Source organism: Edwardsiella piscicida, from assembly GCF_001896205.1.
GTDB lineage: Bacteria > Pseudomonadota > Gammaproteobacteria > Enterobacterales > Enterobacteriaceae > Edwardsiella > Edwardsiella piscicida.
On the sequence record NZ_MPNU01000001.1, the window covers coordinates 1,502,035 to 1,526,743 of the forward strand.

Sequence of the window (24,709 nt, forward strand, 5' to 3'; positions counted from 1 at the left end):
TTGGATATGACAATGAGTGATTTTAAAACCATCCAGTTTGTATCGGTGGTGATACCGGTTTACAACGAGCAGGAGAGCCTGCCGGAGCTGTTGAAAAGGACCATCGCCGCCTGCGATGCCACGGGAAAACAGTATGAGATAGTCCTGGTGGACGACGGCAGCAGCGATAGATCGGCCGAGATCCTCCGCGAGGCGGCGCAGCGCCCGGGGAGCCGGGTAGTCGCGGTGTTGCTGAACCGTAACTATGGTCAACATTCGGCGATTATGGCCGGATTCAGCCACATTAAAGGCGATCTGGTGATCACGCTGGATGCCGACCTGCAGAATCCGCCGGAGGAGATTCCGCGTCTGGTGGAGACCGCCGATCAGGGCTATGACGTGGTGGGCACCATTCGCCAGAACCGTCAGGATAGCTGGTTCCGTAAGCGCGCCTCGCGCATGATCAATGGCCTGATCCAGCGCACCACCGGCAAGAGCATGAGCGACTATGGCTGCATGCTGCGCGCCTACCGCAGCAGCATCATCAAGGCCATGCTGCACTGCCATGAGCGCAGCACCTTTATCCCCATTCTGGCCAACAGCTTTGCCCGTCGCACCATCGAGATCCCGGTGAAACACGCCGAGCGTGAGCACGGCGAGTCCAAGTATGGGCTGATGAAGCTGATCAATCTGATGTACGACCTGGTGACCTGCCTGACCACGACCCCGCTGAGGGCGCTGAGCATTTTTGGCAGCGTTATCGCGCTGCTGGGCTTCGCCTTTGCCGTACTGCTGATCCTGATGCGTTTAACCCTTGGACCACAGTGGGCTGCGGAAGGGGTATTTACCCTGTTTGCCGTGCTGTTCATCTTTATCGGCGCGCAGTTTGTTGGGATGGGCCTGCTGGGTGAGTACATCGGCCGCATCTATAACGACGTGCGCGCCCGTCCCCGCTATTTTATTCAGAATGTCGTTCGCGCTAACCCGCCGGACGAAGAACAGGAAAAATGATCATGAAAGCTGTTGTTTTTGCCTATCACGATATGGGTTGTGCCGGTGTGCAGTCATTGATTGATGCTGGTTATGAAATCGCTGCCATTGTTACTCACCAGGATGCTCCCGGTGAAAATCTGTTCTTTGGCTCGGTCGCTCGCCTTGCGGCCCAGCATAATATTCCGGTGTTTGCGCCGGATGATGTGAATCACCCGCTGTGGGTTGAGCGTCTGCGGGCGCTGCAGCCGCAGGTGATCTTCTCCTTCTACTATCGCCATCTGCTGAGCGACGCGATTTTAACGCTGGCGCCGCAGGGCGCGTTTAACCTGCATGGTTCGCTGTTGCCGGCCTACCGTGGCCGTGCCCCGCTGAACTGGGTGCTGGTCAACGGCGAGACGGAGACCGGGGTGACGCTGCACCGTATGGAGACGCGTGCGGATGCTGGGAATATTATCGCTCAGCGCTGTATCGCGATTGCCGAAGAGGACACGGCGCTGACGCTGCACCACAAACTGTGCCAGTGCGCCCGCGCGCTGCTGGCCGAGGCGCTGCCGCAGATCCGCGGCGGCAGCTACGCAGAGTTCCCGCAGGATGAAAGCGCCGCCACCTACGTTGGCCGCCGTACGCCGGCCGATGGCCGCCTGGAGTGGAGTAAACCGGCGCGGGCGCTGTATAACCTGGTTCGCGCGGTGACGGAGCCGTGGCCGGGCGCCTTTAGCTATGCCGGCAACCGTCAGTTTACGGTCTGGCAGGCGCGGGTGCGCAGCGATCTGCCTGCCGCGCGTCCCGGTACAGTGCTGTCGGCGTCGCCGCTGACGATCGCCTGTGGCGACGGGGCGTTGGAGATCGTGGCCGGTCAGCCGCAGGATGGCCTGTATATGCAGGGCAGCCAGCTGGCGGAAAGCCTGGGACTGGTTGAGGGCGCGATCCTGAACAGCTCGCTGAACTTTGGCGCCCGTCGGGCGACCCGCGTGCTGATCCTGGGGGTTAACGGCTTTATCGGTAACCATTTGACCGAGCGTCTGCTGGCGGAAGATAACTATGAAGTCTACGGCCTGGACATCGGCTCTGACGCCATCTCCCGTTTTATCGACCACCCGCGCTTCCACTTTGTGGAAGGGGATATCAGCATTCACTCCGAATGGATCGAGTATCACATTAAGAAGTGTGACGTGGTGCTGCCGCTGGTGGCGATTGCAACGCCGATCGAATATACCCGTAATCCGCTGCGCGTTTTTGAGCTCGACTTTGAAGAGAACCTGAAGATTGTGCGCGACTGCGTGAAATACAAAAAGCGCATCATCTTCCCGTCCACCTCTGAAGTCTACGGGATGTGCAGCGATCCTCAGTTTGATGAGGATCGCTCTAACCTGATCGTCGGGCCGATCAACAAACAGCGCTGGATCTACTCCGTATCCAAGCAGCTGCTGGATCGCATCATCTGGGCCTACGGCGCCAAGGATGAACTGCGTTTCACGCTGTTCCGCCCCTTCAACTGGATGGGGCCGCGTCTGGACAACCTGAATGCGGCGCGTATCGGCAGCTCGCGCGCCATTACCCAGCTGATCCTAAACCTGGTGGAAGGGTCGCCGATCAAGCTGGTGGACGGCGGACGTCAGAAGCGTTGCTTTACCGACATTAAAGAAGGGGTGGAAGCGCTGTTCCGCATTATCGAAAACAAAGACAATCTGTGCGATGGACAGATTATCAACATCGGTAACCCGGATAACGAAGCCAGCATTCGTGAGCTGGCTGAGCAGCTGCTGGTGTGCTTTGAGCAGCATCCGCTGCGCGATCGCTTCCCGCCCTTTGCCGGCTTCCGCGAGGTGGAGAGCAGCAGCTACTATGGCAAAGGCTACCAGGACGTAGAGCACCGTAAACCGAGCATCCGCAACGCACAGCGCCTGCTGGGTTGGCAGCCGGTGATCCCGATGGAGAGCACTATCGAGGATACTCTGGACTTCTTCCTGCAGACCTTTGACGGTACGGAGCAGGAATGAAACGGGTCGGTCTGCGCATTGACGTAGACACCTGGCGCGGCACGCGTGACGGCGTGCCGGCGCTGGTGTCGCTGCTGCGCCGGCACGGGATCCGGGCGACGTTCTTTTTTACCCTGGGTCCGGACAATATGGGGCGCCACCTGTGGCGCCTGCTGAAGCCGCGCTTTCTGTGGAAAATGCTGCGCTCTAACGCCGCATCGCTGTATGGCTGGGATATCTTGCTGGCCGGGACGGCCTGGCCCGGACGCCGGATCGGTGCCGGCCTGGCCGACACCATCGCCGCCGCCGCGAAAGAGCATGAGACCGGGCTTCACGCCTGGGATCACCATGCCTGGCAGGCCTGGGCCGGCGTTTGGTCACGGGAGAAGATGGCCGAGCAGATCGGGCTGGCCTACGATGAGCTGCAGCTGATCACCGGGGAGAGTATCGATTGCTCCGCGGTTGCCGGCTGGCGCGCCGATGCACGGGTGGTCGAGGCCAAGGAGCCCTTTGGCTTTCGCTATAACAGCGATTGTCGCGGTACGCATCCGTTTCGTCCGCTGCTGCCGGATGGCCGCCTGGGGACGGTGCAGATCCCGGTGACCCAGCCCACCTGGGATGAGGCCATCGGCGTCATGACCGATGAGGCGGGATTTAACCGCTTCATTCTCGACAGTATCCTGGCCGATCGCGGCGTCCCGGTTTACACCATTCACGCCGAAGTTGAAGGCATTGCCAAACATGCGCAGTTTGCCCGCCTGCTGGAGATGGCGCGCGAGGCACAGATTGAATTTTGCCCCCTTGGGGATTTATTGCCAGACGATATTACGCTGTTGCCGAGCGGGCGAGTCGTCCGCACGACGTTGACCGGGCGTGAGGGATGGCTGGGTTGTCAGCAGGAGGTGGAGTCGCCATGAAGAAGATCGTCGGATGGGTTACGCTGGCCGTACTGTTTGTTCTTTACTACATCGTCCCGCTACCGGGACGTTTATTATGGCAGCCGGATGAAACCCGCTATGCCGAAATCAGCCGCGAGATGCTGGCCAGCGGAGACTGGATCGTGCCGCACTTTCTCGGGCTGCGCTATTTTGAAAAGCCGGTGGCCGGCTATTGGGTGAATAACCTGGGTCAGTGGCTGTTTGGCGACGGCAATTTTGCCGTCCGCTTTGGCGCCGTGCTGGCGACGGTACTGAGTGCGCTGCTGGTGTTCTGGCTGGCGCGCCGGCTACTGTCTGGCACGCGCCCGGCCGTTTTGGCTGCGCTGATTTATCTGACCAGCTTTCTGGTCTACGGCGTTGGCAGCTACGCGGTGCTTGATCCGATCTTTACCCTGTGGATGACCGCGGCCATGTGCAGCTTCTGGCTGGGTGAGCAGGCCAGCAGTACGCGGGGCCGGGTCGGCGGCTACATTTTGCTGGGGTTGGCCTGCGGTATGGGCTTTATGACCAAAGGGTTCCTGGCGCTGGCGATCCCGGTGATTGCCGTTCTGCCCTGGGTGATAGCCCAACGGCGCTGGAAATCCCTGTTCTGCTTTGGCCCGCTGGCGGTGTTGAGCGCCATTCTCATCAGCCTGCCGTGGGTGCTGGCTATCGCACAGCGCGAGCCGGACTATTGGCGCTACTTCTTCTGGGTTGAGCATATCCAGCGCTTTGCCGAAGATAACGCTCAGCATAAGGCGCCGTTCTGGTATTACCTGCCGATCCTCCTTCTCGGCCTGCTGCCCTGGCTGGGCCTGCTGCCCGGCGCGCTGCGTGAGGGGTGGCGTGGCCGGGTCAGTCAGGGGGGGATTTTTACCTGCTGGGCTGGGCGGTGATGCCATTTCTGCTGTTCAGCATCGCCAAAGGAAAGCTGCCAACCTATATTTTACCCTGCTTTGCGCCGCTGGCGATCCTGATGGCCGGCTATGTACAGCGTCTGGCCGGAGAGGGGGGTAAGGCGCTACGGATCAACGGGGTGATTAACCTGCTGGTCGGCCTGGGTGGCATGGCGGCGATCTTGCTGGTGCTGGCGCCCTGGGGCATCATCGGACGTCCGCTGTTCGGTGCGCAGGAGGTCAGCAAAGTGATCCTGGGCACCGTCGCCTTTGGCGTATGGGCGCTGTTTGGCGCGCTGTCGCTGCATAATCCACGCCGCTACTGGCGCTGGAGCGCCGCCTGTCCGCTGGGGATTGCCCTGCTGATCGGCGCGGCGCTGCCGCAGCAGGTCATGGAGTCCAAGCAGCCGCAGACGCTGATCCAGGCGGCGATGCCGCAGCTGCAGGCGAGCCGCTATATTCTGAGCGACAGCGTCGGCGTCGCCGCGGGGCTGGCCTGGGAGCTCAAGCGCAGCGACATCTATCTGTATGATAATACGGGTGAGCTTCAGTATGGGCTGAGCTATCCGGATGCGGCCGGTCATCTGGTAAATGCCGCGCAGTTCCCGGCCTGGCTGGCGGAGCACCGGAAGCAGGGGGCGGTCTCCCTGGTATTGCTGCTGTCGCGCAACGAACAGGTTAGTTCGGCGCTGCCGCCAGCGGATATGACCCTGCGGAAGGGGCGTTTCCTGCTGTTGCAGTATCAGCAGCAGCCATGAGTTATCTGCTGATTATTTTCTCCAGCCTGCTCAGCTGCGCAGGACAGCTATGTCAGAAACAGGCGATGTGCGGTGTGCCTCACGGCTCACCGCGCCGCCACCTGCTGCGCTGGCTGACGCTGGCGCTGCTCTGTCTGGGGCTGGCGCTGCTGCTGTGGCTGGTGGTGCTTAGCCGGGTGGCGGTGAGCGTGGCGTATCCGATGCTGAGCCTGAACTATGTCCTGGTGCTGCTGGCGGCACGTTTTATTTGGCATGAGCGGCTCAACTGGCGCCATATTATCGGGATCACGCTGATTATGGCGGGGATTATCCTGCTGGGGGTCAACGCATGATGGGCTACCTGTGGGCGCTCGCCAGCGTCGCGCTGGTCAGCGCGGCGCAGCTGATGATGCGCTATACCATGATGCACTGCAGCGATGGGGCGCAGCTTATCTCTGCGCTGCTCAGCGCAGAGCACTGGGTCTGGTGGCTACCGGGCGGCATTCTGTGCTATGGCCTGTCGATGCTGTGCTGGCTGTTTGCGCTGCGCGATCTGCCGCTGAATCGGGCCTATCCATTGCTGAGCCTTAGCTATGTGCTGGTCTGCGCTCTGGCGGTCTCCTTGCCGCTGTTCGGTGAACGGCTTAACGGGGGTAAGCTATTGGGAATGGGCTTGATTATACTGGGTTTACTGGTGATTTATCCCCCCTGGCGCCGCGCGGGGAAGCCGTGAGCGCGGCGGCTGTCCCGTTAGCCTGCCAGCGGCGGGATATCCATTTTATTTGATAAATTGCGTGAATAGTTGTAGCGGCGTAGACTGACCTCACACCCCGAGTGGTTTAGCCGAGCAGGCAATCTTATGCAACTCATTCATGCTTTTATCAAAACGCACGCGCAGCTGATGGCGGCCTTCTGGTCCGTGCTGATTGTGCTCATTGAAGCCTCCATCGCGCTGTATATACTGCGTAACGTCTAGTCGAGTCGCTCCCCGGCATCGCGCCTTTTGCCGGAGCGGCTGCCGCCATCTTCTCCCGTCGCGTTATCCTGCCCGTTTCGCCGCGCTAGCGTCGATGCGTATCGCGCTATTGGCGGGAATATCATCATTAACCTATTGTTGTAATGCGTTATTTTTAGCCAAAGCGTAAAGCGGAGCGGACAGCCTCCGGGTCGGCGTGCGCAGGGGCGTGAATTGACCCGCCGGGTTAAAAAGCGAATAATTCTCGGCGTTGGGTCGTTAGCTCAGCTGGCAGAGCAGTTGACTCTTAATCAATTGGTCCGGGGTTCGAACCCCCGACGACCCACCAACAATTTCAAGGCGTTGCGCTAATGGCGTAGCGCCTTTTTTGTCTCTGAAGCCCGCCGCTGAGTCTGAGGCCGTATGCCGTTGGCACGCTGTTGGTCGGATTCCGTTGTTATCCTCTTCACGTGGGGATCGCGTTTTCTTAATCGCGCCGCGCCGCGCTGCTTGGCGAGCGATCAGCGGAGCCAGAGGCCCCTGCAGAGCGCTGGCGCCAGCGCGCGATCAAGATTTAGCCTCGCGAGGGATAGGCCAAGGGGATGCGACGAAAGCATCGCGCTACCGCGCGCATCCACGCGCAGGCTGATCGCTGTCGTCGCGCAGAGGATGCGCCGAGAATCGATGCTCCTGCGGGCGGGGGAGGGGAAATGTCCGACGAGCGCTCGCTATCCGGTCATGGCAGGCTGAGGGGTAATACAATGTTTTTACTACCAGATCTCGGGATAAAGCGTAAAGCAGAGCGGACAGCGCACGGGCGTATCCCGCGCCCCAGGCGATTGACCCTCAGCGCGAAAGGGAGAATAATCCTCGGCGTTGGGTCGTTAGCTCAGCTGGCAGAGCAGTTGACTCTTAATCAATTGGTCGACGGTTCGATCCCGTCACGACCCACCAACAATTTCAAGGCGTTGCGCTAATGGCGTAGCGCCTTTTTTGTTATCGCTCGCGTGCCTGTGCCGATATTTACCGCGGGGTCATCCGGTTTGCTCATCGGGCGGTGCTTTTAGCCCCAGCGCGGGGCGAGCGCGATAGTGGAGCGCGATAGTGGAGCCCGATCTCGCCTACGCTGGCAAAATCAGTCTAGGCCGACTTTTTTACCCTCATGATGTTTTCTGATTTTGGCGTGTAGACCGTGTGGTTGGCTGGAATATCTTTATTGATAAAGCTCATTGCGCCGATGGTGACATTATCGCCTATATGCAAATCATCACCGATGATGCAGCAGTTGGCGCCGATTTCGACATTATCACCGATATAGATTTTCCCCGCCTGATCGTTTTGCTTTACGCCGATAGTCACATTTTGTCTGATATACAGATTCTTACCTATGACGCAGTGCCCGGTGATCACAATACCGACATAGTGGGCGATACGGAGCCCCTCACCGATCTCACTGCCAAGCTTGATATCGAGGCAGTATTTATTCCGCAGGTTTCGACTGATGCGTATCGCCGTTTTTTTAGCCGTGCCGCTGCGGTGTAAATAATTGGCGATACGCCACCAAAAGTAGAATCGGCGCTCAGGGCATTTGAATGCCTTATGCAGCGTTTTGAGCCAGGAGAAAGGTTTGTCTGAGACCATCACTTCGCGGCGCAGACACCGTTTCAGATGGGATAGCTCGTGGTCATGCGGTTTCATCGGTTGTGCTCTACCTCCGGTAAAAAGTGGCCACTATAATGCGGTGTCACCTCGGCGCCGTCCAATGACTTTGTCACTGTCGGGCCACGACGCTGGCGATCCGGCGTGCGCGGGATGGCATGCTATCGCGTTGAATATAAACCCCTGACACGATGGAGATAGCCTCATGGCGCTCCCGCTCGCCGGGCAGAGTAATGTGCGCATCGTGTTTTTTACCCACCGCTAACAAGAGTATCGCTGCGCCCACGACGCCGGAGGAATAGCGGATCGGCCCTTTTTCATTCTATTCTGATACGGGAGCGCGTCCCACCGTTGCCCTGAGCAGCGCATAGGGGAACGTGCATGGCGGTGTATCGATGAGATCCAGGTGACGTTGGATCCAAAATATAGCGAGATTTTATGCTGACAGTAACGGCGCTGTACCAATACCCGCTGAAGTCCGGGGCGGGAAATGCGGCGGAGCGAGTGTCCGTGGCACCCTACGGCATCGTGCAGGATCGGCAGTTTATGCTGATCAAGGCGGCGGACAGCCGTATGGTGACGGCAAGAACGCATCCGCAGCTGCTGGGGGTTCGCGTCAGTCAAGATGTCGACAGCGTTACCTTTCACTCGGCGATGCAGCCGCCGCTGCGAGTACAGCGGGCCCAGTTTGTCCGCGGCATACGGCAGACCGCCGTGTGGAATGATGCGTTCTCTGCCCTGAGCGTCGATGAGGAGGCCGATAGGTGGTTTAGCCAGCTGTTAAAAGAGCCGGTAACGTTGGTCTTTAACGGTGAGGCGCCCCGGCGTCACGGCGGGGATACGCAGGCGGCGCTGAGTCTGGCGGACGCGGCGCCGCTGCTTTTGCTATCCGAAGCGTCGCTGGCGTTTCTCAACGCTCGCTCGCCAGCGCGCCATACGCTGCAGCAGTTCCGCCCGAATATCGTGGTGCGGGGAAGCCTGCCCTTTGCCGAGGATGGTTGGAAAACGCTCCGGATCGGCGATGTGACGTTTGCCGTTAGCGCCCCTTGTTCCCGCTGCGTACTGACGACGATCGATCCGCAAACGCAGCAGATGAAGCTCGACAATGAGCCGCTGACGACGCTGAGCCAGTTCCGTCGGGAGGCGCGGACGGGAGCGATCCATTTTGGGGTTTATCTGACGCCGCTGAGCGCAGGTGAGATAGCCTGCGCGGATCCCGTTGATATCGTGGCAACGCAGGCGCCCTATCCCTATGTCAATCGACTGCCTGAAACGATCGCGTTGATTTGCGATGCGGTGGAGCCCATCTGTCGAGATTTCACCACCTTCTGGTTTAAACGGGCCGATGGCTTGCCCTTGCCTCCCTATTTGGCCGGGCAGCACTTGCCGGTGACGGTCACGATAGGGCAGCGGCGGTATCAGCGCTGCTATACCCTTTCCTCGTCGCCGACCCGTGGCGATCGCTGGTCGATCGGCGTGAAAAGGACGCCATCGGGCACGGTGTCGAACTGGCTTCATCGCCATATGCGCGTGGGGCAGTCGCTCTGTGCCGCGGCGCCGGAAGGGGCCTTTTTCCTCGATCGTCGCCCCGCGGGCCCCATTGCCCTGATCAGCGCCGGCAGCGGTATTACGCCGGCTATCTCCATGTTGAGGATGTTGGCGGATCGGCAATGGATCGATGATGTTATTTTTTACGCTCAGTGTCAGACGCCGCAGGATAGGGCGTTTGCGGATGAGCTCCAGCAGCTCCAGCAAGCGCACCCCTCTTTGACCGTAATTACGGCGGTGTCTCACCCCGATAGCGAATGGCAAGGGGTCTCGGGGCGCTTTGATGCCGCGCGCGCGGCGCTGTTTCCTGCGCTGGCGCAGCGTCATGTCTATGTCTGTGGGCCCGCGGGCTTTATGGCGCAGGTGCAAACGCTGCTGTTGGCCGCCGGGTTGCCCGCGGATCAGTGGCATCAAGAGCGTTTTGGTGAGGTCGTACGCAGCGCTAATCACGCCTATCGCTCGGTGCAGATACGTATCAATGGCAATGCGTTTAGCGGGAATAATCAGGCGTCTGTGCTCGAGCAGGCGGAGAAAGCCGGGGTCAGTATGGCCTGTAGCTGCAGGGCGGGGGTGTGCGGCAAGTGCAAGGTGCGTCTTAACGCCGGTTCGGTTGAGCAGCCTCAGCGCACAGCGCTCAGCGTCGATGAGGAGAATGCGGGCTATATACTGGCCTGCTGTGCGATACCGCAGGACGATATTGTTATCGGGGAGTAATAGCACAGGAGCCCATCGTCATGGGCTCCTGTCGTTGATTCTCGATCCGGCTGCTCAGGTCAAGGCCGTCATCGCGATTGCGGATCGCTAATCTAAGTCTGGTTTTACAGCGGGGTTACATTAATGGCTGACGGCCCTTTAGCAGCGCCGGTTTGCACTTCGAATGCAACCTTCTGGCCTTCGTCCAGGGATTTGTAGCCATTGCTTTGAATTGCGGAAAAATGAACAAAGATATCGCTGCCGCCGTTATCCGGCGTGATGAAACCAAAGCCTTTATCCGCATTGAACCATTTTACTAAGCCAGTCATTTTATTAGACATAGATATTTCCTTTATTTTATTACCATCGCTGGTTGATGAGGTCTGCTTTACAGATTTTAATGAGAAGCTTAGAAAGGAGACTCACTGATAAAGGGATATCGGGGGGATAACACTTGAACTGAGCACTGCTAAAAAAACGACGTCAGGTTCTGTACTTCAAACCGGTGACGCATTAACGCATGCGGCGAGTACGTTGGCAAGATCTTTTTTAGCCATCCAGACACCTTAGCTATGACGCTGGTAATGCGTCGGGATATCTGTATACTGAAAATATTGCGTAACAGTAAGGAATTAGTTTGTCAGATAAAATGACCGGAATTGTTCGGTTTTTTGATTACCGCAGCGGTAAAGGCTTTATCTCTCCATCCGATGGTCGTAAAGACGTTCAGGTACATATCTCCGCCCTCCATTTAAAAGACGAAGAAACGCTCTCGGCGGGTCTGCGGGTTGAATTTTGCAGAATGCATGGTCGGCAGGGGCCAACGGCGGCTAACGTTTACCTTTCATAATAGCGTTTATCTCTCTTCAGTCCGATATGTTCAGGCCCATCGCCACGCCATCGCTCTGAGACCGGGATAACGTAGCGCGGCTTCCCCGTATCTACGCACATTGCAACGTGCCAGGCAACCTATCTCGCTGACTGAGCGCGGTGTCCAGCTGGCTGTCGCCGCGGCACCGTTCCCCACGTAGGGGATATACGCAGGGCACCAGCGGGATCCAGTGCGATTATTAATAAGTAATATCTTTATATTAAACTTAATTAATAATTTATTTGAATCAAAATTAAATTCCAACACTTTAATTCAAAGTAAACATTAAGACTGTTTTTTGTGTTTTGATTGGTTTTTAAATATGATTTTTCGGCAATGGTATGAAATTTGTCATATTGAGTGGATTTTGTCCTTTCCTCTGAATAGAATGCGCACCGCGCTTGCAGTGGAAGGGTAAATATCCGCCTTGGCGAGATTTTATGGTTTTAATAATTCATTGTGTGAATATTTTTCAGCGGCGCGAAGGGACTCGCTCGGTGTATCGGCGCGAGGATAACTGATTTTAATCTGGACGGTAATAAAGTGAGTACAATGCAGGTAATACTGGATCAGGATAGTTTTTATTCGTGGTTCAATCAGGCGTTTTTATTTGACAGTAACAGTATGCTGGGCGTATGGGTCTCCGAGAGCGAGATGTGTCGTTTGGCCGATACCATGGCACCGCAGCGCTACCCGTGCCTTGCCATGATGATCCCTGGCTCCCCCCATGTCGACTCTCCGCGGGCCATTTATATTTATCGTGAGCAGGTAGCGCGTTGGCTGGCACAGCTCTCCTGTCAGGGTAGCGGCGCTTTCGCCGAGCGGTGAATCGCGTGGGGTCGGCGTAGCGCCGAAGGCGTGCTCTCCGTCCTCGTCGAAACGCAGACGGAGAGCCGTATGACTCACTATTTTTTATAAATCTCAATGAAGATGTTTTTGTGATTGCTGGCGTCGCCAACGATACTCAGTACGCGGAAATAGCATTGTTCCGCTGCAACACCGTGGGATGCACACTTGCTGTCTACGGCTTTTACAACCTTACTATCGCCGATGTTGGGAAGCCCCATTTGCTCTAGGCTGAGCGCGGCAACTTTGGTATAGCCAGTGGTATCCAGCGTATTGATCTGCGTTGCGGCGAACGCCGGAGCGGCAAGCAGGGCACAGAGGGCAACGACTGATTTTAATGGCTTCATACTTTATCCTTTATTCCGTTAAATATGACACAGAGACACAGTACGTTATATAACCAACACGGTTAAGTATAGGTCTGTTTATTGATAACGCCAGCGCGGAGGCATCAACTGATCATTACGTTAACTAACAGAGAGTTTTGATATTTTTTTGACGAATGGTCTGAGAAATGGGGGCAGATTCTCAACGGCGGCGTAGAGCGCTGCGGCTGATCTGCTTATCGGAATTTTATTACGGCTCGCGCTGTTTTGAGCGCGGATCTCTCCGCGCGCGCAGTGCGCCGATCTGTGCGCTGGTTTTATCGTCACGGTTGCCGGTTGTCTGCGCGAAGTGGATTAAAAAACAGCATTCAGTCTGGCTGGGTGAAGATTTTAGGTGACGCGGCGCGGGAAATACGTAAAATACGCGGCATCCCACGGTGTGCTGCGTTTAGCGGCAGCCTTGGTCGATAACTGCGGGAATAGCTCAGTTGGTAGAGCACAACCTTGCCAAGGTTGGGGTCGCGAGTTCGAGTCTCGTTTCCCGCTCCAAATTTATGTTTGTAACGTTCTGACGAACGGACAGGCAAAAAATGGCGCGTTAGCAAAGCGGTTATGTAGCGGATTGCAAATCCGTCTAGTCCGGTTCGACTCCGGAACGCGCCTCCATTTTTACCCCGAGGACTGTATGTCCGCGGGGTTTTTTTATGTCTTCGTCTCTCCGGCCTTCTCCTGCGCCTGTCGTTTTTGTCTCCCCCGGGGCGCAGATCATGTCCGTATGCTTCCTATCGCGTTACTCTACCGACAGAGCGCCCCTGTGATGACAGCGGCGCCGTCAATCGGTGTAATTGAAAGGCAGCCCTATGCGGATTTCCAGCGAAAATATTATGAGCTATCTGATGCGCTGCGTAGAGTCAGGTCAGTTTAAGAAGGTGACCTTTTCTACCTATAAGCGCGATCGGTGGATTAGCGTGGTGAATATGCCGATGAGTCAGTCTTATCGGGTAACGGAGCAGGGGTTTCACCCCCAAGAGCTCACCGTGCAGGGGCGTGACGCGCTGTACGCCGTGGTGAAGCGGGCGATTCGCCATGAGTTTAGCACCAATAAAACGGCCAACTTTATCCGTATCTGACGCGGAAGATAGCGGCTCTCTCGGCGGCGGTGGCGCATCGCCGCTAATCAACCTTACTTATGGGCGGTAGCCGTCGCTGAATGCGGGCCGCGCTGTCGCCGCGGGCTTCCGGCCACCTGGCTAATCAGAATACTTTTGAGCCATTAGGGAAATATCTCCTCGGGTGTATGGTATTTATGCCGCCTCACTAAATTTTTTATCCTCAAAAGCGTGAATAAATTTGTTATTTGTTCTAAACCAGTGGCAGAGCTGTGGCCGTTTGGATAGGCGCTAACGCAGCGGCGGTAGGCGGTCTATTTTCTGCCGCGGATGCGGTAGCGACGTAAGGTGCCGGATTAATACGCTGTATATTGAGGAGTAAATTATGTCTTATCCTGAGTGGCTGCATTCATTAGCCTGGGGCTGGTTAATCAGCGCGCTGATCTGTGCCTTAATTATTGTTTGGGATATTCGTCGGGGGCATCCGCAGCCTATGGCGATCATGGCGGTTGCCTGGCCGATTAATGCGCTTTACTTTGGCGTATTGGGGCTGGGTGCCTATTTCTGGTTTGGCCGGGGGCATCCCGGCGATCGCTGCGGCATGATGGCGATGCCGATGGCGGGCCACGGGGAAAAACCGATGGCGATGCCGATGGCGGGCCACGGGGAAAAACCGACGGCGATGGCGATGCCGATGGCGGGCCATGGGGAAAAACCGATGGCGATGGCGATGCCGATGGCGGGCCACGGGGAAAAACCGATGGCGATGGAGATGCCGATGGCGGGCCACGGGGAAAAACCGACGGCGATGGAGATGCCGATGGCGGGCCACGGGGAAAAACCGATGGCGATGACGCGGGGGCCGGCAGGGTGGAAGAGTATCTTTAAGACCAGCACCCACTGCGGCACGGGGTGTACTCTGGCCGATATCCTCGGCGAGGGAATGGCTCTGGTGGTGCCGGTGACGCTGTTAGGCAGCTCGCTGCTGGGATCGTGGACGCTGGATTTTGTGCTGGCGCTGTGTCTGGGGATCTTCTTTCAGTATTGGCCCGCGCGCCAGATGGGACAGCCGCGCTGGGTCGCGCTGAAGAATGCGGTGAAAGCGGATGTGCTTTCACTGATCTGTTGGCAGCTGGGCATGTATGTCTGGATGGCGATCGCGCTGTTCCTTCTGTTCACGCCGGAGATGCCGCGCGCCAGCGCGCTGTATTGGTTTATGATGCAGATTGCCATGATCGTTGGCTTCTGCAGTGCGTATCCGATGAACAAGTGGTTGGTCAGTAAAGGGATTAAGCACGCGATGTAGCGCGGGGGAGCGCCGGTGGCATTTTAAACATTATCCTATGTGCAACGTGCCACCGTACGCGAGATCATGGCGATTCAGATGAGCGATATAGAGAGTGTATCATGAGGATAATGTTAGCGTTGTTAGGCGTAATCGCGGTGGCGGGGTGTACAGCCAAAGATATCAAGACGCCGCCGGCGATAGGCATGGCTAATCCTGCGGCGCGCTACTGTGTGGAGCAGGGCGGGATCTTAACATCGGCGACGGCGGAGCAGGGGCAGTTTAGCTACTGTACGCTACCGAGCGGCGAGCGTATCGAGGCCTGGGCGCTGTATCGCCGTAGTCATCCTCAGGCATAACGTGCTGTTATTGATAGAAAGACGGGCCACGTTCGCGGCCCGGCGATCGCGCATTCCTGCATCGATACGGGGTCAGGCCTGCCCGCGGTGGAAGGCGAAGCGCTGTTCAACGTAGGCTTTGACATGGGCCTCTAGCCGGTGGATTTTCTCATCCACGCTCTGCAGCAGGTACTCATCATTGTTCATGGCGTAGACTCGCTCTAGCGCCAGTTCATCGGCCAAGGCTTTCTCCTGTGGCGTTAACTGTTTTGTATTCATCACGTTAATTACCCTGAATGTAGAGCAGTGAGCATGGCATAAGGGCCGCGGCTTTTCAATCCATTCGCCGCCGCGGCCGCCGGCTGTGCGTTAGCTGCGCTGACGCTGCGCCGGTTCGCGTAGCCACAGGATAAAGTGCAGCAGCGCCATAAAGCCGTGGCCGGCCAGATAGACTTCGATCAGCCCCGTTAGGGTCTTATGAATGGACTTGGCATCGCCGGTCCATGCAGAGCCGCTGCGCCACAGGACAAACCACACCAGCCCAGAGATCACCACCAGCAGCAGGGCGCCGAGCCCCAGCCCTTGAACGCAGGTCGCAATCCCTTTCGGATCGGTGCCCGGCAAGCGCATTTTAAACATATCGCCGATGTCGGTTTTGAGCTGGCCGAAGTCGCCAAACAGGTAGGGGAAAAAATAACGCAGACCGCGCGTAGAGAGGCTATAGAGGGTCAGTACCAACGTCAGTAGCACCATTAACAGGCCGATACCAATATGCATCCAGGTAAAAATGTCGTAGCTCAACCCGGGTCGAATCTGCTGTTCCTGATTGAATCCCATTCCATTGCTGTTGAGAATTTGCACGATAACGAACAGCATAATAACGAAGTGCAGCACGCGCAGAAAGGGTTTCTGGTAGGTGCCGAGATAACGCCAGAATAGCGGAAATAAGGTGGAGAGACGAGACATCATGGTTACCTTCTGTTTTCTGTTTTTATCCGAGTATCATGTTGGCGTGCCGTCGCGGGGCAAGGTGCTATCTCATGGGGTCGCCGTTCACCTACCGGACTGCGCAGGGGAAAATGCTGACGGACCAAGAGCATCGCTATCTGTACCTGCGCAACACCGGGCTGGAACCATAGGATTGAACCCTGTGCCGTAGCCGCACGCGCGTCGTCGCGAGATGCTATCCGCTACGGGGCCGCCTGATCATACCGACCTTTCTACTATAGTCAGCATGAATAATGTTAACCAGCAGATTTATTTACTCCTATGTTACATAGTATTTTGGGCCGATTAATCCACGGCTTTATTTATTGTTAGCGGCGGCATAGATCGTATTTTCCGTACGTGCTGTATCGCGGCTTGCGCTATGCCATGCCGATCGCGGGAGCGCTATTGCGCTTTCCACATTTGCGGGGGGAGGAATAAAAGTGGCGATAAGAATAATAACCAATTGTATTTTTGTGTTTGCGCTGAGGATATCGGCGGCGGGATTTATTGGCGTCCGGGCTGAATAATCGAGCGGTACGATTTACACTGAATGAAATAGGCCGGCATGGCCAAACCTTATCGATCCCCTGCCTTGGAGGCAAAAATGCGCTGGCGAGACCTGAGCCGTTGGCTATCCCCCCTATCCCTTACGCTGTTGTTTCCGCTGCCGCTGCCGCTGCCGCTGACGGCGTCGGCGGCGGAGCCTGCTGTGCGCCATCTGGAGAGGGTGGTGATCGTCAGCCGCCATGGCGTACGGGCGCCGACCAAAATGCCGGCGCTGATCCGTGAGGTCACGCCGGATACGTGGCCGGTATGGCCGGTGCCGCTGGGGGATATTACGCCGCGCGGAGAGTCTCTGGTGACCCTGCTCGGCGCTTATTACCGCCAGCAGCTGAGCCGAGAGGGGCTGCTGCCCGCGCAGGGGTGTCCCCCGGCGGGATGGGTCTATGCCTGGACCGATGTGGATCAGCGTACGCGCAAAACCGGCGAGGCTTTCTTACAGGGATTGGCGCCGCGCTGCGCTATCGCCATTCACCACCGGCCCGATGTGTCTCAGCGCGATCCCCTGTTTCATCCGGTAAAGGCGGGGAGCTGTCGGCTGGATAAGGCGCAGGCGCGCCGGGCGATTGAAGCGCAGGCCGGCATGCCGCTGGCCGACCTCAACCGCCGCTATGGCGCGGCGCTGGCGCAGATGGATGAGACGCTCCGCTTCGCGTCGTCGCCCTATTGCCAGCGGCACAGCGGGGAGGGGGCGTGCACCCTCGCTCAGGCGATGCCAACCCGGCTGCACATTGGCGCTCACGGCGCCCTCGCGCTGCGCGGCGCGGTAGGGCTCTCCGCGACGCTGGCGGAGATGTTTCTGCTGCAGCAGGCGCAGGGCATGACGCAGCCGGCCTGGGGGCGTATCGTCACCCCGGCGCAGTGGCGCGCGCTGCTCCAGCTGCACAACCTTCAGTTTGACCTGCTGTCGCGTACCGACTATATCGCCCGTCACCGAGGGACGCCGCTGATGTATACCGTGCTGCAGGCGCTGAACGGGCAGACGCCGTCCCTGCCGGGATTGACGGCGCAGAACCGCCTGCTGCTGCTGGTCGGTCATGATACCAACCTGGCCAATCTATCCGGAATGCTGCAAACGCCGTGGAGCCTGCCCGAGCAGCCAGATAACACGCCGCCCGGCGGCGAACTGCGCTTTGAGCGCTGGCGCGATAGCGCGGATCGCGTCTGGGTGCGGGTGAGCGTGGTTTACCAATCGTTGGCGCAGCAGCGTCAGCAGACTCGGCTGACGCTGCAGGCGCCGCCGCATCAGGTGATCCTGGCGTTGCCGGGGTGCCGGGGCGAAACGGCGGATGGCTTTTGTCCGCTGGATGCCTTTAGCCAGTGGCTGTCGTCCCGCCTGATCCCGGCGTGTCTGCCGGCGTCCGATGGCGTGGCAAGCGCACTGCCGTAACCCCGATGCGCCGTCCGGCATCGTCGGCGGCGCCGTTCTCCCTCCCGCGGTGATTTAGCCGCCCCCCTTGCCGCGGCGTGGCGGTGAACCGCCCGTCGTGTCGCTTTTTCAATCGATTGAATCTGGCTTTTTTGCCTAATGCGAGCCGACAGGGTAGGCTGTCGCTCCTTCTGATTTTTTAACGTAAATCATGTGGATACACGGGCACAGAGAGGCCTGGGAGCGGCGTGTCGCGCGTCGGGACGATCTCGGCGCGGGCATGACAAACAGACAAAAAATAGGTTATTGAAGAATGGATTTACAGGGGAAGGGCGCTGAGGCGCAGAGAGAGCGGCAGCGGCGCGCGCTGGACGCCCATGAGGCGGGTTACCAGAAGGGGATGGGCAAGCGGCAGATCCAGATGATCGCCATCGGCGGCGCCATTGGTACCGGGCTGTTTCTGGGCACCGGCGGGCGTCTACAGGCGGCGGGGCCTTCACTGGCGCTGGTGTATCTGATCTGCGGGCTGTTTTCGTTTTTTATCCTGCGCGCGCTGGGCGAGCTGGTGTTGCACCGCCCGGCCAGCGGCAGCTTTGTCTCCTATGCGCGGGAGTTTCTGGGGGAGAAGGCGGCCTACGTGGCCGGATGGATGTATTTTCTCAACTGGGCGATGACCGGCATCGTCGATATCACCGCGGTCGCGCTGTATATGCACTACTGGGGCGCCTTTGCCGAGGTGCCGCAGTGGCTCTTTGCCCTGATGGCGCTGACGCTGGTCGCGACCATGAATATGATCGGCGTGAAGTGGTTTGCCGAAATGGAATTCTGGTTCGCCCTGATTAAGGTGGTAGCTATCGTTCTGTTTCTGCTGGTCGGTACCCTGTATCTGGGCAGCGGCCGCCCGCTGGCGGGGAACCCCACCGGGCTGCATCTGATCACCGATAACGGCGGCCTGTTTCCGCACGGCGTGCTGCCGGCGCTGGTATTGATCCAAGGGGTCGTCTTCGCCTTCGCCTCGATCGAGCTGGTCGGTACCGCCGCCGGTGAGTGTCGCGATCCGCAGCGTCTGGTTCCCCGGGCGATCAATAGCGTCATTTGGCGTATCGGCCTGTTTTACGTCGGCTCCGTCCTGCTGCTGGTCTGTCTGCTGCCGTGGAATGCCTATCAGGCCGGTCAGAGCCCGTTTGTCACCTTTTTCTCTCGCCTGGGCGTGCCCTACGTCGGCAGCCTGATGAACCTGGTCGTGCTGACGGCGGCGCTTTCCAGCCTAAACTCTGGGCTGTACTGCACCGGCCGGATCCTGCGATCGCTGGCGATGGGCGGTTCGGCGCCGCGCTTTATGGCTCGGATGAGCGCTCAGGCGGTGCCCTATGCTGGCATTCTGGCCACCGTCGCCCTGTATGTGGTGGGCGTGGTGCTTAACTATCTGCTGCCGACCCGGGTATTCGAGATCGTGCTCAACGTGGCCTCGCTGGGGATCCTCGCCTCCTGGGCATTTATCATCGTCTGTCAGATGAAGCTGCGTCAGGCGATCCGCGCCGGACGAGCCAAGCCGGTGGCTTTCCGTATGCCCGGCGCCCCCGTTACCGGTTGGCTGACGCTGGCGTTTCTGCTGGGGGTCGTGGTGCTGATGGCCTGTGACTATCCAAACGGGACCTGGACGGTCGCCACGCTGCCGCTGTTGGCGCTGCTGCTGGCCCTGGGCTGGCGCGGGCTACGCCGTCGCGAGCGGCAGGACGGCGCGCCGATCCTGCCCGCCGGCTGCGAGGAGTGACGTCGACGCCGCCCGCGGGCTGAGCCCCTCAGCGGTAGTGGGTCTTATCGAGGTGGTACTTCTTCATTCGCAGATACAGTTTCTTGCGCGGGATCTGCAGGTACTCCGCCACCTCATTGATTCGCCCCTGATGCAGGTTGAGGGCTTCGGTGATGATCTGACGCTCATACTCTTCGACGCGTCGGTCAAGGGGGGTGGGGCTGGCTTCGTGCACCTGGGGACAGGCGACCTCCGCCAGCGGCTGCACGCCGACGGCGAACAGTTGGGCGGCATTGGCCAGCTCGCGGACGTTGTTGGCCCAGTGGCGCTGTAGCAGGCTTTTGCGCAGGCTGGCGGGCAGGATGGGCCGGGGATGGTTGAGCCGGAGGCAGGCCTGCTGCAGGTAGTGCTCAAACAGCGGTTCGATATCGTCCGGCCGCTGGGACAGCGGCGGGCAGGCCAACTGGGTCATCGCGAAGCAGTAGTAGAGATCCGGCAGGATACGCTGCGCCGCGGCGTGCTCCACCAGCGGTCCCTCGCCGATGGCCAGCAGACGAAAGGCGTGCGGCTCGTGGCTTTGGCTGCGCACCAGGCTGTACTGCGCGGCTTCGTTCAGGCGCTCCGGGTGCGGGATCAGCAGCGTTCCGCCGTGCGCCCGGTCGATGCTGCGCTGGATATCGTCGTCGCCGGCCTGATGCACGATAAAGGCGCCTTCGCAGCGTGCGCTCAGACGGTGCAGATGGCGGGCGCACAGGGTTCGGCCGCTGCCGGGGTCGCCGTAAAAATAGACGGCCAGATCGGTCTCCGCCAGCTGCTGCAGGCGGGTACGCATCTGACGTAGCCATTCGCTGCGTCCGACCAGCTCGGTCTGCAGCTGGTGACGCTGCCACTTGCGGCGGGCGATCACCGATCGCCGCTCGCAGAGCGCCGCCTGCGTCAGCGCCAGCAGCTGCGCCGGATCGACCGGCTTCTGCAGAAAATCACGCGCGCCTTTTTTGACGGCCTCGACGGCCATCGGGACGTCGCCGTGGCCGGTGATGAGCAGGACCGGCAGCTGGCTATCGCGGGTGCGCAGGCGCTCCATGAGGGTAATCCCGGAGCAGCCCGGCATACAGACGTCGCTGAGAATCACCCCGGGCCAATCATCGGGGATCATGGCCAGCGCCTGCAGCGGATCGGCGCAGGCGTGAACGGCATAGCCGCTTTGCGTCAGCAGCAGGGTATAGGCGTCCAGTACGTCGGGATCGTCATCAATCAATAAAATGGCGTGTTCACTGGTCAGCATTCAGGGTTTCCGTCAGATGCGGCGGGGCGTCCGCCAGGGTAAAACAGAGCAGAATACAGGCGCCGTGCGGCAGGGCGGAGGCGATACGTAGCTCGCCGCCCAGCTGCTCCATCAGTGACTGGCTGATGGAGAGGCCGATTCCCAGCCCCACCTGTTTACTGGTGGTAAAGGGTTTGAGCAGTCGGTGCGCCAGCGCCAGCGGCCAGCCGGGGCCGTCATCGCACAGCGTGACCTCAAGGCGTCCCGCGCTCTGGCGCCAGCTCACCTCTATGTGCATCGGCTGTTCGGCGGCGTCCAACGCGTTGGTTAACAGATTGACCAACACCTGCTGCAGGCGGACGTCATCGGCGCGGATCCAGACGTCATCGACCGGTAGCGTCAGCTGTGCCTGTAGGCGCCGGTGGCGCGGCGCCAGCAGCTCCCACGCGCTAAGCCAGGCCTGGCGCAGTGCGAGCGGGTGCAGGGGGCTGTCGTCGGCGCGGCGGGCAAACTGGCGCAGCGAGCGGATAATGGCATCCATACGGCCGATCAGGCCATCGCACTTTTGCAGCGTGGCTTCGGCCTGCGCCTGCTGGCCGCTCTCCAGCGCCCGGCGGGCGGAGAACAGATACATCGACAGGGCGTTCAGCGGCTGGTTGATCTCATGGGCCAGCGTGGTCATGGTTTGGCCGACCACCGCCAGCTTGGCGGCCTGGATCAGCTCATCTTGGGTGGTGCGCAGATGGTGCTCTATCGCTTTACGCTCGGCGACCTCTCGCTCGAGGCGGCGCTGCTGGCGGTGCTGCTGGCTCAGCGTGCGGCGCAGCAGGCGGGCGATACGCCCCAGCTCATCGACCCCGTACACCGGGATCCGCGTGGTGCGATCGCCGGTGCCAATGCGCGCTACGGCCTGGCTCAGCGCGGTAAAGCGCTTCACCAGCCGTGAACGGATAAAGCCGTAGCTCAGCAGCAGCGCCAGCAGCAGGGAGAGCAGGGTCGCGATAAGGATCAGCCGGCCGCTGACGCGAATGATATGCTCCAGCCGCTGGTTAAACGTCTGCATCCGGCGGTGGCTGGTATCCAGCTGCTGCTCCAGCACGGCGCGGAACCTGTTGAGGGTGCGCTCTTTCTGCTGGGTCGCCAGCAGCAGCGCGTTACGCGCCTGCTGATAGTCGGCCAGGGTTGCCGGAAGCTTCCCTGCGCCGAGGCCAATATCCAACAGCTCGTCGATGGTCTGGCGCAGGGTTACCGTGCTGGGGAGCGCGGTCAGGGGCTGCATGATTTCGGCGGCGCTGTTGCGCAGGTACTCCAGGTAGCGCCGGTGGCCGTCCATATTGATGGCGCCGTTGTCGCTGTTGTACAGCTCGCCTATCCGATCGCGCAGATCGTTGGTTATCTGATTCTCCAGGCGGGCCAGGGCATACACCTGCTGCTGCTCCTGCTGCACCGCCCGCAGACGCTGCTGTAGCCGGTGCATCGTGGCGGCGTCGCGCCCCTCCATCTGATCGATCAGCGCGCCCTGCTGCCAGCTGAAGTCCTGCATCAGGGAGTTCAGCTCGGTGGTGAAGTCATCGTGCAGCCAGGTAATGCGTCCGGCGACTTCGTTGGTCTTTTCCCGCGCCAAAAACAGCGTGTAGAGCGCATTGTCCAGCGTGCTGAGGAGCTGGCGGCTCTGCTGCAGGATCCCGGCCAGCTGATGGCGCTCTCCCGGCTCCAGGCGGTGGCTGAGCCGTTCGATCTGCGTCAGGTGGCTGACGATCTGCTGGCGGAACTGCAGACGCACGCTGGTATCGGGCGCCAGAACAAACTCATTGAGCTGATCGACCAGGGTATTCAGGGCGTTTTCGATCACCAGCGAGGACTGAATGCGCGGGAAATAGTCATCCAGGGTATAGCGCACCTGGGAGCTCTGCGCATGCCAAGAGTAGAGGCTGACGGCGCTGACAAACAGGGTCAGCAGCGCACTGGCCAGAAAGGCGATCTGCAGGCTGGCGCTGATGCTTAGGCGGCGGGCCTGACGCAGCAACCGCTTCATTTCAGGTTTTCCAGCTGATTAATCGCCTGGCGCTGCTTTTGGTGGAAAAACTGCTGCCACTCCATCATCAGCTGTTCGCATCCAGCCCGGCTGCTGCACTGCGCCAGCAGCGTCGGGTCTTCGCTCTGCGCGGCACTGATCGGCATGGCCGTCAGCAGGGCGCGAATGTGGGGCAACGGATGTTTCTGCCGGGCTTCGGCGGCGTTCAGGGCGCGCCAGGCATCCTTGAGCTGCGGCAGCCGGAAGCTGATGGCGGTGTCAAACAGCGCCTGAACCAGACGCTGGCGCAGCAGGATCAGGCGGTAGTCCATCTGCGGCTGCGCCAGCAGTCGCCGCTGCTGCTGAGCGCGGGCGGAGTTGCCCGGCAGGGCGACAATGGGATACTTTCCGGTGTTGGTGTCGGCCAGGGCGCGCTGGCCGTCGGGGCTGAGTAGAAAGCGGATAAAGCGCCGGGCCTCTCCGGGGTAGAGCGCGTCGCGGGTGACCGCCACGTAGGTCGGGGCGGCGACGCTGTGCGGGAAATAGTGGAACGTCAGATGGGGGTCGGTGCTGAGCATCTGGGCATAGTTGTCGATGACCGGGCCGAGGGTGCCGAGACCGGTCTGGATCTTATCGGCGACGCCAAAGCTGCGCGAGGAGATGGTGCTGAGGTTGCCGGCGGCCATCAGCAGGATCTGCCACCCGCGCTCCCAGCCGTACTGCTGTAGCAGGGACTCGATCATCAGGTGGTTGGTATCGGATCGCGACGGGCTGCTCATTAACAGCATATCGCGGTACTGGGGCAGGGTGAGATCCTCCCAATCCTTCGGCGGCGGTAGGTGCTGGGCCGCCAGATTACTGCGGTTGATCAAGAGACCAAAGCCGGAGAGCGCCACCGCCACCGAGGTCGCGCGGATCGATTCGGGAATTTGGCGCTGCAGCTCGGCCGGCTGAGCGTCGATGGGCGCCAGACGATGGTGATCCTGCAGATGCTGCAGCAGCATCGGCGAGGAGGTGAGCACCAGATCGATATGACCATCGTTAAGGTTGTCCAGCAGCTGCTCCAGCGATGCGCTGGTGCGGTTGATGGTGCGGATGGGCACCGCGCCCGGCTGATGCTGCCAACGGCTGATAATGTAGGCCGTGGCCTGGGGCGAGAAGGTGGTCGCCATGACCAGTTCGCTGCGTTTGGCCTGCAGCGTAAGGGGCAGCGACAGCAGTATTATCAGGGTTAGACAGGCGCGGTACATGGCGCACTCCTACGGACAAGTGTGATCATATTCATGGTTTTAAAATAAAGCCGCCGAGCGTGTGCTGAGGCATTTGGGGCAAACTTGCCTGAATGGACCAATGCGCTGGCTGGTGAATAAAGCGGCGTAACATGGCGCTATATTATCCGCAGGACATAGTCGATACTGTTAATCGACTCAAATAATAGCGGCAATCCTAACCGCTGTGTGGAAATAAGTCAGCTGATAACCGCTAATGTTATTTGGTTTGAGTCAAAATGGCACCTGAATATTCTATTTTGTGTCAAAACTGACTCATTTTACCTGGCTTGCCGCCTTGCCTTTATCTGCGCATTATTACCAGCACAAATAGCAATACCTCTCTGACAGACGACAAA

The 24,709-nt window shown here is 59.3% G+C and carries 21 protein-coding genes, 4 tRNA genes and 1 pseudogene; 18 read left to right on the top strand and 8 right to left on the bottom strand.

Annotated elements, in window-relative coordinates; genetic code table 11:
* The first annotated feature begins 12 nt into the window (after positions 1-12).
* From arnC to BRD58_RS06865, 8 genes and pseudogenes are all read left to right on the top strand, one after another.
* Entirely contained in the window at positions 13-990 is a 978-nt protein-coding gene (gene arnC / locus BRD58_RS06830) for an undecaprenyl-phosphate 4-deoxy-4-formamido-L-arabinose transferase (protein WP_015461282.1), read from the top strand.
* A gap of 2 nt (positions 991-992) precedes the next feature.
* Positions 993-2,972 carry a bifunctional UDP-4-amino-4-deoxy-L-arabinose formyltransferase/UDP-glucuronic acid oxidase ArnA gene (arnA, locus tag BRD58_RS06835; protein ID WP_073382039.1) on the top strand — a complete coding sequence of 660 codons (1,980 nt, stop codon included), beginning with the start codon at positions 993-995 and terminating at the stop codon, positions 2,970-2,972.
* Entirely contained in the window at positions 2,969-3,868 is a 900-nt protein-coding gene (arnD, locus tag BRD58_RS06840; RefSeq protein ID WP_012848152.1) for a 4-deoxy-4-formamido-L-arabinose-phosphoundecaprenol deformylase, read from the top strand. The genes arnA and arnD overlap by 4 nt, the downstream gene beginning before the upstream one ends.
* A pseudogene (gene arnT, locus BRD58_RS06845) lies at positions 3,865-5,522 on the top strand (lipid IV(A) 4-amino-4-deoxy-L-arabinosyltransferase). Before arnD ends, arnT begins: the two are co-directional and overlap by 4 nt.
* The gene (gene arnE / locus BRD58_RS06850; protein WP_012848154.1) at positions 5,519-5,854 is read left to right on the top strand and encodes a 4-amino-4-deoxy-L-arabinose-phosphoundecaprenol flippase subunit ArnE; all 336 of its coding nucleotides are present in this window, start codon (positions 5,519-5,521) and stop codon (positions 5,852-5,854) included. The pseudogene arnT and the gene arnE overlap by 4 nt, the downstream one beginning before the upstream one ends.
* Entirely contained in the window at positions 5,851-6,234 is a 384-nt protein-coding gene (gene arnF / locus BRD58_RS06855) for a 4-amino-4-deoxy-L-arabinose-phosphoundecaprenol flippase subunit ArnF (protein ID WP_012848155.1), read from the top strand. Before arnE ends, arnF begins: the two co-directional genes overlap by 4 nt.
* A 495-nt stretch (positions 6,235-6,729) precedes the next feature.
* Positions 6,730-6,805 (top strand) — tRNA-Lys (locus tag BRD58_RS06860).
* Positions 6,806-7,334: 529 nt separating this feature from the next.
* Positions 7,335-7,410 (top strand) — tRNA-Lys (locus BRD58_RS06865).
* Positions 7,411-7,596: 186 nt separating this feature from the next.
* On the opposite strand, the gene BRD58_RS06870 is transcribed toward BRD58_RS06865, so the two are convergent.
* Positions 7,597-8,154, bottom strand: coding sequence for a serine acetyltransferase (locus tag BRD58_RS06870; RefSeq protein ID WP_015461285.1), 558 nt, complete (start codon positions 8,152-8,154; stop codon positions 7,597-7,599).
* Between the two features lie 399 nt (positions 8,155-8,553).
* Here BRD58_RS06870 and BRD58_RS06875 point away from each other — a divergent pair, with 399 nt between their 5' ends.
* Positions 8,554-10,377 (top strand): MOSC N-terminal beta barrel domain-containing protein, encoded by a 1,824-nt coding sequence (locus BRD58_RS06875; protein ID WP_015461286.1) that lies wholly within the window; start codon positions 8,554-8,556, stop codon positions 10,375-10,377.
* 104 nt (positions 10,378-10,481) lie between these two features.
* On the opposite strand, the gene cspA is transcribed toward BRD58_RS06875, so the two are convergent.
* On the bottom strand, positions 10,482-10,697 hold the full coding sequence (cspA, locus tag BRD58_RS06880; protein ID WP_012848159.1) for an RNA chaperone/antiterminator CspA: 216 nt from the start codon (positions 10,695-10,697) through the stop codon (positions 10,482-10,484).
* Positions 10,698-10,993: 296 nt separating this feature from the next.
* Here cspA and cspF point away from each other — a divergent pair, with 296 nt between their 5' ends.
* Together cspF and BRD58_RS06890 are read left to right on the top strand one after the other, a co-directional pair.
* Complete coding sequence (cspF, locus tag BRD58_RS06885; RefSeq protein WP_012848161.1) at positions 10,994-11,206, top strand: cold shock-like protein CspF; 213 nt, start codon at positions 10,994-10,996, stop codon at positions 11,204-11,206.
* 573 nt (positions 11,207-11,779) lie between these two features.
* On the top strand, positions 11,780-12,055 hold the full coding sequence (locus BRD58_RS06890) for a hypothetical protein (RefSeq protein ID WP_012848164.1): 276 nt from the start codon (positions 11,780-11,782) through the stop codon (positions 12,053-12,055).
* A 77-nt stretch (positions 12,056-12,132) separates the two neighbouring features.
* Here the strand turns inward: BRD58_RS06890 and BRD58_RS06895 are convergent, their stop codons facing one another.
* Complete coding sequence (locus BRD58_RS06895; protein ID WP_012848165.1) at positions 12,133-12,420, bottom strand: hypothetical protein; 288 nt, start codon at positions 12,418-12,420, stop codon at positions 12,133-12,135.
* A 452-nt stretch (positions 12,421-12,872) separates the two neighbouring features.
* On the opposite strand from BRD58_RS06895, the gene BRD58_RS06900 reads away from it, so the two are divergent.
* The 5 genes from BRD58_RS06900 (at position 12,873) to BRD58_RS06920 (ending at position 15,152) form a co-directional block, all read left to right on the top strand.
* Positions 12,873-12,948, top strand: a tRNA-Gly gene (locus BRD58_RS06900).
* A 43-nt stretch (positions 12,949-12,991) separates the two neighbouring features.
* A tRNA-Cys gene (locus BRD58_RS06905) sits at positions 12,992-13,065 on the top strand.
* A 218-nt stretch (positions 13,066-13,283) separates the two neighbouring features.
* Complete coding sequence (locus tag BRD58_RS06910; RefSeq protein WP_225857639.1) at positions 13,284-13,529, top strand: hypothetical protein; 246 nt, start codon at positions 13,284-13,286, stop codon at positions 13,527-13,529.
* A gap of 364 nt (positions 13,530-13,893) precedes the next feature.
* Positions 13,894-14,814: a DUF4396 domain-containing protein gene (locus tag BRD58_RS06915; protein ID WP_069578438.1), complete on the top strand. Its 921-nt coding sequence runs from the start codon at positions 13,894-13,896 to the stop codon at positions 14,812-14,814.
* Positions 14,815-14,924: 110 nt separating this feature from the next.
* Positions 14,925-15,152, top strand: a complete 228-nt coding sequence (locus BRD58_RS06920; protein ID WP_225857640.1) for a putative hemolysin — start codon at positions 14,925-14,927, stop codon at positions 15,150-15,152.
* Between the two features lie 72 nt (positions 15,153-15,224).
* On the opposite strand, the gene BRD58_RS06925 is transcribed toward BRD58_RS06920, so the two are convergent.
* Both BRD58_RS06925 and BRD58_RS06930 read right to left on the bottom strand, forming a co-directional pair.
* Positions 15,225-15,410, bottom strand: coding sequence for a hypothetical protein (locus BRD58_RS06925; protein WP_012848169.1), 186 nt, complete (start codon positions 15,408-15,410; stop codon positions 15,225-15,227).
* Positions 15,411-15,500: 90 nt separating this feature from the next.
* Positions 15,501-16,097 carry a cytochrome b/b6 domain-containing protein gene (locus tag BRD58_RS06930; protein WP_015461290.1) on the bottom strand — a complete coding sequence of 199 codons (597 nt, stop codon included), beginning with the start codon at positions 16,095-16,097 and terminating at the stop codon, positions 15,501-15,503.
* Between the two features lie 628 nt (positions 16,098-16,725).
* Between BRD58_RS06930 and BRD58_RS06935 the strand changes: the two genes are divergently transcribed.
* Entirely contained in the window at positions 16,726-18,072 is a 1,347-nt protein-coding gene (locus tag BRD58_RS06935) for an AppA family phytase/histidine-type acid phosphatase (protein ID WP_015461291.1), read from the top strand.
* 292 nt (positions 18,073-18,364) lie between these two features.
* Positions 18,365-19,825, top strand: coding sequence for an L-asparagine permease (gene ansP / locus BRD58_RS06940; protein WP_015461292.1), 1,461 nt, complete (start codon positions 18,365-18,367; stop codon positions 19,823-19,825).
* A 28-nt stretch (positions 19,826-19,853) separates the two neighbouring features.
* Here the strand turns inward: ansP and pgtA are convergent, their stop codons facing one another.
* Genes pgtA through BRD58_RS06955 form a run of 3 tightly spaced genes read right to left on the bottom strand, consistent with a single transcriptional unit; the run spans position 19,854 to position 24,332 of the window.
* Positions 19,854-21,089 carry a two-component system response regulator PgtA gene (pgtA, locus tag BRD58_RS06945; RefSeq protein WP_012848174.1) on the bottom strand — a complete coding sequence of 412 codons (1,236 nt, stop codon included), beginning with the start codon at positions 21,087-21,089 and terminating at the stop codon, positions 19,854-19,856.
* Entirely contained in the window at positions 21,076-23,103 is a 2,028-nt protein-coding gene (gene pgtB, locus BRD58_RS06950) for a two-component system sensor histidine kinase PgtB (protein WP_012848175.1), read from the bottom strand. Before pgtB ends, pgtA begins: the two co-directional genes overlap by 14 nt.
* The gene (locus BRD58_RS06955) at positions 23,100-24,332 is read right to left on the bottom strand and encodes an ABC transporter substrate-binding protein (RefSeq protein ID WP_012848176.1); all 1,233 of its coding nucleotides are present in this window, start codon (positions 24,330-24,332) and stop codon (positions 23,100-23,102) included. Before BRD58_RS06955 ends, pgtB begins: the two co-directional genes overlap by 4 nt.
* Positions 24,333-24,709 lie beyond the last annotated feature (377 nt).

Bases quoted from the DNA above. Each gene is read 5' to 3' on its own strand.
- arnF (WP_012848155.1), top strand. From the start codon at position 5,851: ATGATGGGCTACCTGTGGGCGCTCGCCAGCGTCGCGCTGGTCAGCGCG.
- pgtB (WP_012848175.1), bottom strand. From the start codon at position 23,103: ATGAAGCGGTTGCTGCGTCAGGCCCGCCGCCTAAGCATCAGCGCCAGC.
- BRD58_RS06890 (WP_012848164.1), top strand. From the start codon at position 11,780: ATGCAGGTAATACTGGATCAGGATAGTTTTTATTCGTGGTTCAATCAG.
- BRD58_RS06895 (WP_012848165.1), bottom strand. From the start codon at position 12,420: ATGAAGCCATTAAAATCAGTCGTTGCCCTCTGTGCCCTGCTTGCCGCT.
- arnA (WP_073382039.1), top strand. From the start codon at position 993: ATGAAAGCTGTTGTTTTTGCCTATCACGATATGGGTTGTGCCGGTGTG.
- BRD58_RS06910 (WP_225857639.1), top strand. From the start codon at position 13,284: ATGAGCTATCTGATGCGCTGCGTAGAGTCAGGTCAGTTTAAGAAGGTG.
- cspA (WP_012848159.1), bottom strand. From the start codon at position 10,697: ATGTCTAATAAAATGACTGGCTTAGTAAAATGGTTCAATGCGGATAAA.
- arnC (WP_015461282.1), top strand. From the start codon at position 13: ATGAGTGATTTTAAAACCATCCAGTTTGTATCGGTGGTGATACCGGTT.
- pgtA (WP_012848174.1), bottom strand. From the start codon at position 21,089: ATGCTGACCAGTGAACACGCCATTTTATTGATTGATGACGATCCCGAC.
- arnE (WP_012848154.1), top strand. From the start codon at position 5,519: ATGAGTTATCTGCTGATTATTTTCTCCAGCCTGCTCAGCTGCGCAGGA.
- arnD (WP_012848152.1), top strand. From the start codon at position 2,969: ATGAAACGGGTCGGTCTGCGCATTGACGTAGACACCTGGCGCGGCACG.
- BRD58_RS06955 (WP_012848176.1), bottom strand. From the start codon at position 24,332: ATGTACCGCGCCTGTCTAACCCTGATAATACTGCTGTCGCTGCCCCTT.
- BRD58_RS06935 (WP_015461291.1), top strand. From the start codon at position 16,726: ATGCGCTGGCGAGACCTGAGCCGTTGGCTATCCCCCCTATCCCTTACG.
- BRD58_RS06915 (WP_069578438.1), top strand. From the start codon at position 13,894: ATGTCTTATCCTGAGTGGCTGCATTCATTAGCCTGGGGCTGGTTAATC.
- BRD58_RS06925 (WP_012848169.1), bottom strand. From the start codon at position 15,410: ATGAATACAAAACAGTTAACGCCACAGGAGAAAGCCTTGGCCGATGAA.
- BRD58_RS06920 (WP_225857640.1), top strand. From the start codon at position 14,925: ATGTTAGCGTTGTTAGGCGTAATCGCGGTGGCGGGGTGTACAGCCAAA.
- ansP (WP_015461292.1), top strand. From the start codon at position 18,365: ATGGATTTACAGGGGAAGGGCGCTGAGGCGCAGAGAGAGCGGCAGCGG.
- BRD58_RS06870 (WP_015461285.1), bottom strand. From the start codon at position 8,154: ATGAAACCGCATGACCACGAGCTATCCCATCTGAAACGGTGTCTGCGC.
- BRD58_RS06875 (WP_015461286.1), top strand. From the start codon at position 8,554: ATGCTGACAGTAACGGCGCTGTACCAATACCCGCTGAAGTCCGGGGCG.
- BRD58_RS06930 (WP_015461290.1), bottom strand. From the start codon at position 16,097: ATGTCTCGTCTCTCCACCTTATTTCCGCTATTCTGGCGTTATCTCGGC.